This window comes from Staphylococcus sp. EG-SA-2 (genome assembly GCF_017152085.1).
The window spans coordinates 1-10,509 of the sequence record NZ_JACYHC010001060.1 but is presented as its reverse complement, the minus strand read 5'-3'; the positions used below and the strand labels follow the sequence as shown (position 1 = coordinate 10,509).

At 34.9% G+C, this 10,509-nt stretch carries 12 protein-coding genes; 2 read left to right on the top strand and 10 right to left on the bottom strand.

Annotated elements, in window-relative coordinates:
- Positions 1-28: 28 nt before the first annotated feature.
- From IDG60_RS17965 to IDG60_RS17945, 5 genes are all read right to left on the bottom strand, one after another.
- Positions 29-199 carry a hypothetical protein gene (locus IDG60_RS17965; RefSeq protein ID WP_001549802.1) on the bottom strand — a complete coding sequence of 57 codons (171 nt, stop codon included), beginning with the start codon at positions 197-199 and terminating at the stop codon, positions 29-31.
- 61 nt (positions 200-260) lie between these two features.
- The gene (locus IDG60_RS17960; protein ID WP_031762133.1) at positions 261-359 is read right to left on the bottom strand and encodes a hypothetical protein; all 99 of its coding nucleotides are present in this window, start codon (positions 357-359) and stop codon (positions 261-263) included.
- A gap of 18 nt (positions 360-377) precedes the next feature.
- Complete coding sequence (sdaAA, locus tag IDG60_RS17955) at positions 378-1,277, bottom strand: L-serine ammonia-lyase, iron-sulfur-dependent, subunit alpha (protein WP_000460421.1); 900 nt, start codon at positions 1,275-1,277, stop codon at positions 378-380.
- Positions 1,278-1,290: 13 nt separating this feature from the next.
- Complete coding sequence (gene sdaAB / locus IDG60_RS17950) at positions 1,291-1,971, bottom strand: L-serine ammonia-lyase, iron-sulfur-dependent subunit beta (protein ID WP_001140234.1); 681 nt, start codon at positions 1,969-1,971, stop codon at positions 1,291-1,293.
- Positions 1,972-1,973: 2 nt separating this feature from the next.
- Positions 1,974-3,017: a PTS sugar transporter subunit IIC gene (locus IDG60_RS17945; protein ID WP_000353630.1), complete on the bottom strand. Its 1,044-nt coding sequence runs from the start codon at positions 3,015-3,017 to the stop codon at positions 1,974-1,976.
- Positions 3,018-3,566: 549 nt separating this feature from the next.
- Here IDG60_RS17945 and IDG60_RS17940 point away from each other — a divergent pair.
- Positions 3,567-3,770, top strand: a complete 204-nt coding sequence (locus tag IDG60_RS17940) for a hypothetical protein (protein ID WP_001177186.1) — start codon at positions 3,567-3,569, stop codon at positions 3,768-3,770.
- A gap of 182 nt (positions 3,771-3,952) precedes the next feature.
- The gene (locus tag IDG60_RS17935) at positions 3,953-4,888 is read left to right on the top strand and encodes a DMT family transporter (RefSeq protein ID WP_072362001.1); all 936 of its coding nucleotides are present in this window, start codon (positions 3,953-3,955) and stop codon (positions 4,886-4,888) included.
- Between the two features lie 80 nt (positions 4,889-4,968).
- Here IDG60_RS17935 and IDG60_RS17930 read toward each other — a convergent pair whose 3' ends face one another.
- The 5 genes from IDG60_RS17930 to IDG60_RS17910 form a co-directional block, all read right to left on the bottom strand.
- Positions 4,969-5,937, bottom strand: a complete 969-nt coding sequence (locus tag IDG60_RS17930; RefSeq protein WP_001228167.1) for an alpha/beta hydrolase fold domain-containing protein — start codon at positions 5,935-5,937, stop codon at positions 4,969-4,971.
- Between the two features lie 120 nt (positions 5,938-6,057).
- On the bottom strand, positions 6,058-6,414 hold the full coding sequence (locus IDG60_RS17925) for a thioredoxin family protein (RefSeq protein ID WP_000240663.1): 357 nt from the start codon (positions 6,412-6,414) through the stop codon (positions 6,058-6,060).
- A 41-nt stretch (positions 6,415-6,455) separates the two neighbouring features.
- Positions 6,456-6,866, bottom strand: a complete 411-nt coding sequence (locus tag IDG60_RS17920; protein WP_000206031.1) for an acyl-CoA thioesterase — start codon at positions 6,864-6,866, stop codon at positions 6,456-6,458.
- Positions 6,867-7,245: 379 nt separating this feature from the next.
- On the bottom strand, positions 7,246-9,312 hold the full coding sequence (ptsG, locus tag IDG60_RS17915) for a glucose-specific PTS transporter subunit IIBC (protein ID WP_000473679.1): 2,067 nt from the start codon (positions 9,310-9,312) through the stop codon (positions 7,246-7,248).
- 300 nt (positions 9,313-9,612) lie between these two features.
- A partial coding sequence (locus IDG60_RS17910) for a thiamine pyrophosphate-dependent enzyme (RefSeq protein WP_239176008.1) occupies positions 9,613-10,509 on the bottom strand: 897 nt, incomplete at its 5' end.

The following is a 10,509-nucleotide window of genomic DNA, read 5'->3' as shown; positions in this document are numbered from 1 at the left end:
TTTCAAATACTATCCCCATAGCTTTGATTTAACGCTTTTTCTCAATAACAAAACGAATATAGTAGAACATGAAAACGATAATCATGCTGAGCGATAAAGATTTAAATAATAGATTGACCCACGTTCCCTCAGTCGTATATCCATATGTAATCGTTGTGTTAATGATGAATGCTATAAAGATGATTGATAGTCTTAGCATATCATCACTCCTTTTAAGTTATTTTAGATATACGGGGGCGCTTTTGCAATCACTATTTTGATTAGCATGTATTTCCCATAAATTTTTCAACTTTATGAAAGATAATTAAGAAGCATCTATCTGGTACTAATGATCCAGACAGATGCTTCTTTTTTATCAATATCTTATTGTTATCTCATTAATTATTTTTAACCATATCTTCAGCTGTGCCAAAGATTTTACGTTTAATTGCTTCGCCAGTTGGTGTGCCTGCTAGTCCACCCAATCCAGTTTCACGTAATGATGCAGGAAGGTTACGACCAACCTTATCCATTGCTTCAATAACTTCATCAACAGGTATTCTACTTTCAATACCTGCTAATGCTAAATCTGCTGAAATTAAAGCGTTACCCGAACCAATTGCATTTCTCATAACACAAGGAATTTCAACAAGTCCGGCTACTGGGTCACAAACTAAACCTAATAAATTACTTATCGCTAATGCCATAGCGTGCCCGGATGCTTCTGGTGATCCTCCGAATATAGCTACTGCTGCAGCTGCGGCCATTGCAGATGCTGAACCAACTTCAGCTTGGCAGCCACCTGTTGCACCAGCTACACTTGCATTGTTTGCTACGACACGCCCAAACAATGCTGAAGTGAATAAGAAATCAATCATTTGCTCTTCTGTTAAATCATGTGTTTTTTCTAATTTAAAAAGTGCACCGGGAATGGTACCCGAGGAACCAGCTGTTGGCGTTGCACAAATAATACCCATCGCAGCATTGACTTCATTTGTTGCAATGGCACCTTTGACTGCATCAATCATTTCATATCCAGACAAAGCATGATGTGTTTCATTATAATCACGTAGTTTAGCAGCGTCATGACCAGTGTAGCCCGTTACACTTTCAACGCCATCACCTGTCGTCCCTTTGATTACTGCGTCTCGCATGACATCTAAATTTTGTTTCATTTGCGCTCGCACTTCATCACGTGATTTACCGCTTAATTCCATTTCTTCTTTAACCATGATATCCGCAAATGACATATTATTTTCTACGGCATAATCTATAGTCTCTCTAATTGAATCAAACATGTTTATTCCCCCTCTAATTTATATAGGAAACGTTTACGTCACTGTATTTCTCTTTAATTGTATTTAATGTCGATTCTGAGATTGCTTTATTTAATGGTATTACAACCAAGCATTTATCTTCATCTATCTTAATAAATTCATCTTTACAGTCTAATTTCATATCGTTGATATCATTGATGAAATGATTTACTTGTGCTTTAGTCATATTTCCGTCAACAACTAAAATTGGTAATCCATGATTTAAATCTACTTCTAGTCCATTTATATGAATACCTTTAATTTTAATTGTACCACCACCGATTGAAATACCGATAATTTCAATGTAGCGACCATCATTACGAGATGATTTGATATAAGCACAGTTTGGATGTTGACCAATACTATCGCCTTCTTCTTCGATGATATCTATTTTAATACCATCATCAGCTGCAATTTCTAATGAAGATTTAATTCGGTTATCAAATGTTGAATATCCCATTGCTCCACCCACAATAGCGACATCTGTACCATGTCCTTGGTGTGTTTGAGCAAATGATTCATAATAATGTATTTCAATATTTTTAGGAATATCTCCCAATATTGCGCGTGCTGAATTCCCAATCTTTACTGCACCAGCCGTATGAGAACTTGAAGGGCCCATCATAACTGGTCCGATAATATCGAAAGCACTTTGATAATCATAGCTCTTTGCCATAATTAAACACTCTCCTTAATATGATTCTTTTTGCTCGGCATTTTAAAGTTGATATTCATTAAATTAAACTTATTAATTAGTGTTCCAATAATATAGGCTAAGACAATGCTGACAATAATCACTGTTGCGATTGTTACAATTGATGTCACTGCATTATTAAAGCCAAACAATACGATGGCACCTGCAATTGGTGTTGCCATACCTTTGACACCTATTACTAGTCCGCTAAATGTCACGATACATGCGTTGACGACCCCAATCAGTGCATTTGTACCATATAGTTGTACTGGATATTGCGCTATTAAATCAATTTGCGTCAATGGCTCAATACAAACTGCAAATGCTTTTGACGGTCCACCAATGTTTAATTTTCGGAATAAAATAAGGTTAACAAATGAGCTACCTGTACATGTTAGTGCTCCAATAGCCATAGGAACACCTGTCAGTCCTAATAAACTTGTTAATACCATTGAACTTAGCGGTGTCATACCTGTAACAGGAATCACTAGTCCTAAAATGACCGCTAATGCATATGGATTGTTATCACCTACCGCAGTGACAGCACTACCTATTTGTTTTAATGTTGCTAGCACACCAGGTGTAATGATTGATGCAAGTCCGAAAGCAATTGCTGGTGCAAATAAGATCACCACAATTAAGTCCAAGCCTTCTGGAACTTTCTTTTCAATCCATTTAATTAAAAAAGCTACGCAATAAGCTGCGATGAATGCTGGTAATAATTTAAAGTCATGTAATACTAAACCAACAATAACCGCAAATACTGGTGCAACGCCTAAGTTTAAGCACGTTAGAATACCTACTGCGATACCGCTTAAACTTCCTGCTAAATCCCCAATATCTTGTAGAAATTTAATATCAAATACGCCACCAATAGCGTAACTTAAGAATGCTTGTGGTAGAAATGTCGCACAAGCTGCACCGGATAATGCTTGTAGTCCTTGTTTACCGTACGGTGCATACTTTAAAAATAGCGTCATGATCACTAAAACCAAGACTAATGTGCCTACACCTAACAGAATATCCATTTCCCAAAAACCTCTCTCTATGTTTATTTTATTTTCAGACCATAAACATCGTACACCCTTAAGAAAACGTTTTCAACTTTTATCTGTTATCAAATCAAATATTTAAGTGAAATATTTCATATTTGTGAAAGATTTTTAAAATGGATTGTTTCAAAAACTACTTATGTTGTCATTAATATTTACTAATTAACTTTTTACTCTATATTTCAAACAGTTGTGTGACAGTTTTTTGATAACTTTTTTACATCTGAAAGTGAGTAATATTTCTAAAAATCTTTAATATTTATACACTTTATCTTTCGAGCTATTTATTTTTTGTTTTTGTGCTGTGTTTATAAAACCGCACACTATATTCAAAAATAACTTATTACACATATATTTGCAATAAGATAATTAAAGTAGGATATTATTTTTAGTTTTCTGATAGGAATGATGATAGTCTATAGGTTGAATCTTTACTTTTTTTAAAGCTAAATTTACATCAACTTAACAATGGCTGGTTATACTGAAGATGAAAATATTTAGTATAACTTAGTGGAGGCGATAAAGGTGCAATTGAGTCATTCCGTTAAAGTTGCAATTTCTATCTATTTAGCACTTATCTTTATAACGTTCACTTCTTATTTAGTCATTATTTTATATACGAGTATGACTGGACATGATGTATCACATTTCGTGTTAGATAGTCAGCATTCTCATCATGGATCTCTTACGCAAAAACATTTGAGTCTTCCTGAAATCTCATTTAAATAGTTTATCCTCTGTGTTTCAACATTCATTTCCCATATCGATTCATTTATCTATCATCTAGACCACTACATCTTAGATGATTTTTTTATTTTCTCATTTCACTCTTTCTTAAAAGTCGATATAATGAATTAAATCATTATCATACACCGACATATTTTATGTTGTTGGTGTTAAGTTTTAAAGGGGTGAGATACTTGGCGAATAATCATTCAGCTTTGCGTTTAAAAGGAATTATACTTGCCATTGTCGGTGCTTGTTTATGGGGATTAGGTGGTACTGTTTCTGATTTCTTGTTCAAATATAAGAATATTAATGTCGATTGGTACGTCACTGCTCGACTTGTAGTCAGTGGTGTTTTCTTACTTATTATGTACAAAATGATGCAACCCAAACGTTCAATATTTAGCGTATTCCAAGATCGACGTATGTTAGGCAAATTACTTATCTTCAGTATACTGGGCATGTTAGTTGTACAATATGCTTATATGGCATCTATTAATACAGGTAATGCTGCGATTGCAACATTACTACAATACATTGCGCCAGTTTATATTATTATTTGGTTTGTCATAAGAGGCGTTGCAAAACTAACATTATTTGATGTGCTTGCTATTATCATGACACTATTAGGAACATTTTTATTATTAACGAATGGTTCATTTTCTAATTTAGTCGTCAATCCTGCAAGTTTATTCTGGGGTATTTTAGCTGGTGTAGCACTCGCTTTTTACACAATTTATCCTTCAGACCTACTTAACCGCTTCGGTTCGATTCTAATTGTCGGGTGGGCAATGCTTATTTCTGGTGTTGCGATGAATTTACGCCATCCAATTTGGCACATTGATATCACTAAATGGGACATATCAATTATATTATTTTTAATCTTTGGTATTATCGGTGGTACCGCACTCGCATTTTATTTCTTTATCGACAGTTTACAATACATATCAGCGAAAGAAACAACATTATTCGGAACTGTTGAACCTGTCGTAGCCGTTATCGCAAGCAGTCTATGGTTACATGTGGCATTCAAACCATTTCAAATCGTAGGCATCATTCTTATTATGATTTTAATTTTATTACTATCACTTAAAAGACAACCTGAAGCATTAGATGAATAAGAAAACTCTGATAATCACTTTAGCAAGTAACTATTTTTAACAACGTAGCTACCTTGTATGTGATATCAGAGTTTTTTATTTTAATTAATAATATTTTTCACTTGGTATAAAAAGCGTCGGCGCTCTGGTATCGGAAATACTGGATAAATATGGAATTGGTAATATCCAGGTATAAAGTCATGTTCGATACCTTTTGCACTCAACAATTGCGATAAGTTCAAAGCATCTGGGTACAGTACTTCTTTTGTGCCAACAGTTAATGTAATACGACCTAAACCATCTAAGTCACCATTAATTGGTGATACTTTGTAGTTATCTAAAGGTGTGTCCCCTGCCCATTGTTCAGCTAAGAACACACTGCCATCCACACCTACCATTGGGTCTTTCTTTAAGTAGTCAGGAATTTCAGGATGCTGCATCGTTGCATCTAAAACTGGTGAAATTAATACAATATGTCCTGGTTGCACAATATGTTTTTCTTTTAACAATTGAGCAAATGATAAAGCAATTTGACCGCCCGCAGAGTCACCCATTACAACGATTTGTTTAGAATCTGCTACTTGATTCAATAAATCATGGTATAACTTTTCAAAAAGCACATACGTCGCTTGATAATCTTGATGCGGAATCTTCGGATATACTGGCATGATGACTTTAGCATTGAGTGTTTCTGCAAGTTCATCAATAAATTCGAAATGAATTTTGAGTGGGTCTTGGAACCATGCGCCTCCATGTGCGTATAATACAACGCGTTGATGCTTATCTTGTTTATCATTAACGTTATAAACGGTTGAACCGTAGTGCTTATCCACTGTTACTGGCATCTTAAACTGATAATTGGTGCCCTCATATTCACCTGCTGTCTGTGGCGCCATTTTTTCTAATGCTTTCATCGCTTCTTCTTTATACATAAAACGACGCTTAGCTCTAGATAATCGTATACCTTGTTCTAACATATAACTTTTCACACTGCGTTTTTCTTTAATTCTAATATGTGCGTATGCTGCTACTAAAAATCCAAACGCAAGTGTAGACCATTTTTTACGCATTTGTCGTCACTCCTCTTTGATGATTTCTACTATAGTTCTACTGTACCATGCTGATTCTTATTACTACCAATATTTACTGGGAAATAAGTTATGATGTCTACATAATCTTAGCAATGCTAATCATTTGCGATATTCATGCTCATCGACATCGTTATTCACACTATCATTCATTTGCTTAAGATGATGTTCAAAACGTTGCATATCGATAAAACGCCCTTGACGATGCATTTCTTTTCCATTCATAAAAATTAAATCCACAGGTACAGTGAAAATATTTAATTCTCCAGCAATAGCTTCAACTTGACTTTGATTAATCACAGCTAATGGCACATTGGGATATGATTGCATCAAGTCTTCAATTTGTGGTAAAACGGCATGACACACGCTACACTGATCGCGCATGACATGTACAACTGCTAACGGATATTGATGAATAAATTCACGGAATGCTTCGACACTATTTAATTGCTTAACCATTTCGAACACCTTCTTACTTTTTATATTTTAAAATGAAGTCATTATTTTGTTGCTAAAATGTCTTGAAACACTTGTGGCACAGAGGTTATCTTCTTATCACTCAATCTGTAAAAACCGCCTGTCTGTGTACCAATACAATGCACGCAATGTGCGGACACAATTTCAAACTGAAACACCCATTTCATCTTGCTTGCTTTAACTAAGTAAATACGACCTACTGGTTTGTCATGTATTGTGACAGGTACTTTATACTCTGCTTCCGTTTTCATAAGTATAGGTGAAATGCCTTGATTGATCATTGTTGAGTAATTCATGTGCTGATTAATAAACGCTGTTCTCAAATCTTCGAACCATCTAATATAAACGATATTACTAACGACACCCATCGCATCAATGTCGTAACCATTCACTTCGATTTCTTTCTCTGCAACTAATAGACCTTCTGTTGTCATAATGACAAATCTCCTTATCTTACAAATAGATTTAAAATCATGTTAATTTATTTTTATTACTTTCATGATAAAAATACAAGCAATTGAACTTTATTACGGAAAATCAAACTTTTCAATGAGACTATTAATTTGGCTAGTCGCGAAGATGCATTTTTCTAAAATGTGACAAAAACATAAGCAATGTTTTCTATATCTAACACTAATATTTAACTTATTATCATCAACACACCTGCTATACATCATTGCGCACTAAAAAGGCAGTAGCTTCATTTTAAGCTACTGCCTTTTGTAACGTATTCTCTTTCAACTCGCTACTTCGCATACGCACTACGAATGACTAAAAGTTCATTCATTTGATATGCTGTTTCATTTTTAATCATTATTTGACTGTCATAATTAGCTTACCTGGATCAGCATCTTGTACATCTTCAATGACAAGTTCTTTATTTTCAAGATTTGTAATAATCATTGGTGTAACGATGCTTGGTGCGTGTGCTTTCAAGTATGCTAAATTCACTTTCATTAATGGTTGGCCTTGTGTTACTTTTTCATCAACGTTAATCAGACTTTCGAATCCTTCACCATTCAGTTTCACTGTATCGATACCAATATGAATAAGTACTTCGACGCCACTTTCAGATTCTAATCCTATCGCATGTTTCGTAGGGAAGATTGTTTTCACTGTACCATCAAACGGTGCTACAATTTCACCTTTTTCAGGGATAAAGCCAATACCATCACCCATCATTTTACCAGCGAATACTTGATCAGGTACTTCTGATAATGGAATGATTTGACCGACACCTGGTGCATAGATGTCTGTTGTTCCAAGTGCTTCTACGTGAACTGGTTCATCTGACATTTCTTCAGTCACTGTCGTTTCACTTGGTTTCGTAATTTCACCACTCATAATCTTGGCCATATCATGTTTAATTTGATCTGATTTTGGACCAAAGATAGCTTGCATATTGTTTCCAACTTCTAATACACCTGATGCGCCTAAAGCTTTAATACCTGCTACATCTACTTTTGATTTATCAACCACTTCTACGCGCAGACGTGTAATACATGCATCTAAATGTTTAATGTTTTCTTTTCCACCCATTGCATCTAAGACATCAAATGGTAATTTTGCGACACTAGAGTTACGAATTTCAGTTTCTTCATCTTCACGACCTGGTGTTTTCAATTTAAACTTACGAATTGCAAAGTCGAATAAGAAGTAATACACGATAGCATATACAATACCGACTGGAATAACTAATAATGCGTGTGAACGATCCCAGTTTAATAAACCATATAAAATATAATCTATGAAACCACCTGAGAATGTCATACCAATTTTAACGCCTAATAAATGCATTACTAAGAATGATGTACCAGCTAATAATACGTGAATTCCATAAAGTACTGGTGCTACAAATAAGAATGAAAATTCTAATGGCTCAGTGATACCAGTTAAAAATGCAGTTAATCCTGCTGATAACATTAAACCACCCACGACTTTTTTGCGTTCTGGTCGTGCATTTTTATAAATAGCAAATGCCGCCGCTGGTAAACCAAACATCATAAATGGATATTTACCAGTAGTAAATGCACCAGCAGTAAATGGTACGCCATCTTTCAATTGTGCCATCCAAATACGTTGGTCACCACGAACTAATTCACCTGCGTGATTTGTATAACTTCCGAATTCAAACCAGAACGGTGAATAGAAAATATGATGTAAACCAAATGGAATTAATGAGCGTTCAATAATACCGAATATAAACGTTGTTAATGTTAAATTTTTATTTAATAAGAAATTCGATAAACTATTTAATCCATCTTGAATTGGTGGCCACGCAAAGCTTAAAAGCACACCTGTTGCGATTGCTACGACCGATGTCACAATCGGTACAAATCGTTTACCTGCAAAGAATCCTAAAAATGGTGGTAGTGTAATATTATAAAATTTGTTGTAACACCATGCGGCTAAAGCACCCATGATAATACCACCAAACACACCCGTTTGTAACGTTGGAATACCTAATACTAAAGCATGTGCTGGTTCTTTCGCTGCTTGACTTAATTCTTTTGCCCCTTTGGCATATGAGAAAATGTCATCAATTGTAATGTGCAACACTTTCCCCATTGTTGCATTCATAATTAAGTAACCTACTAGCGCTGCTAATGCTGCAACACCGTCTCCTCCTGCTAATCCAAGTGCTGTACCAACTGCAAATAATAATGGCAAGTTATCAAATACAACTTGTCCTGCTGCTTCCATGACCGACGAAATCATTACAATGATATCGTTTTTTAACCATGGTGCAATTTCTACTAATTGTTCGTTGTGCATTGCGTTACCAAACGCTAATAAAATACCAGCTGCTGGTAAAATCGCAACAGGTAACATTAATGCTTTACCGATACGTTGCAATTGTCCAAACAATTTCTTAAACATATAAACATCCCCTATCTCAATTTCCGCTTCCATGTACAAAAAAAGCAGGCATGAACAAACAAGACTATTCTCATAGTACGGTTGTTTGCTCATGCCTGCATTACCAGTAACACGCAAGTGATATGTAATTCATAGCTATTATACATATTTGTAAAAGCGTTTTCAACAACTTTTTCACAATTTTATCATCAATTCAGTACGATCATTTGTGATAAATAAACAAAACGGCAATTCCCATTTTGTTGAAATAGAAATTACCGTTTTTATAGTTCAATTCAATTGTGATAACCTTTAAATCAGTTATAAGAAACGTTTTGCTGCCACTGAAATTGGTGGAATTTGATCTAAATCTAAATGCTTATCTTCAGTAATTGATCTAAATGCCCACTTACCATAACCAAGCGCTTCTTCATTTACAATTTTACCTGGTAATGGCGCAGCATTAGGATCAACATATACATCTACAATCGTTGGTACATCTTGTGCTAATGCCTCTTCGACTATAGCATCTACTTCGCTAGCACTCTTAATTGTATAACCTTTACCACCTGCTGCCTCAGCAAATTTTGCATGATCCATATCAGAAAAATCAACTGCATATTCTAATTCACCAGCTGCTTGTTGTTCATATTTAATAAATGCTAACTGTTTGTTATTAAGTACAAATACAGTTAAAGGTAAATCATATTGTACTGCTGTAGCGAAGTCTTGCATTACCATTTGGAATGCACCGTCACCAGCAATGGCAATCGCTTGTCTATTTGGATATGCAATTTTTGATGCCATAGCTCCTGGAAGACCGCAACCCATTGTACCTAACCAACTTGAAATGATGAACTTGTTGTTCACACCAAGATTTAAATAACGTGTAGACCAAACTGTTGCAGTACCAACATCTGCTGAAATTACTGCATCATCTTTAATAAATTTGTTAATTGATGCCATTAAACGTTCTGGACGTAATGGTTTGCTATTATTATTTTTATCTTGTTCCATCCATTTATCCCAAACCGCTTTACGTTCTAACGTTTTGTTTAAAAATGGTCTTTCCGCAACATGTTTAATATTTTCAGTTAACTGATGCAATGCAATTTTACTGTCTCCAACAATTCCTACATTAATATTAAAACGATGTCCGATATTTTTAGGATTTGTGTCGATTTGGATTGCTTTAATATTTTTCTTAGGTAAGTAATC

What these genes read in the sequence shown, in the direction of transcription:
- IDG60_RS17925 (WP_000240663.1), bottom strand. Translation starts at nt 6,414, where the DNA reads ATGGTTAAGCAATTAAATAGTGTCGAAGCATTCCGTGAATTTATTCAT.
- IDG60_RS17920 (WP_000206031.1), bottom strand. Translation starts at nt 6,866, where the DNA reads ATGACAACAGAAGGTCTATTAGTTGCAGAGAAAGAAATCGAAGTGAAT.
- sdaAB (WP_001140234.1), bottom strand. Translation starts at nt 1,971, where the DNA reads ATGGCAAAGAGCTATGATTATCAAAGTGCTTTCGATATTATCGGACCA.
- IDG60_RS17930 (WP_001228167.1), bottom strand. Translation starts at nt 5,937, where the DNA reads ATGCGTAAAAAATGGTCTACACTTGCGTTTGGATTTTTAGTAGCAGCA.
- sdaAA (WP_000460421.1), bottom strand. Translation starts at nt 1,277, where the DNA reads ATGTTTGATTCAATTAGAGAGACTATAGATTATGCCGTAGAAAATAAT.
- IDG60_RS17945 (WP_000353630.1), bottom strand. Translation starts at nt 3,017, where the DNA reads ATGGATATTCTGTTAGGTGTAGGCACATTAGTCTTGGTTTTAGTGATC.
- IDG60_RS17965 (WP_001549802.1), bottom strand. Translation starts at nt 199, where the DNA reads ATGCTAAGACTATCAATCATCTTTATAGCATTCATCATTAACACAACG.
- ptsG (WP_000473679.1), bottom strand. Translation starts at nt 9,312, where the DNA reads ATGTTTAAGAAATTGTTTGGACAATTGCAACGTATCGGTAAAGCATTA.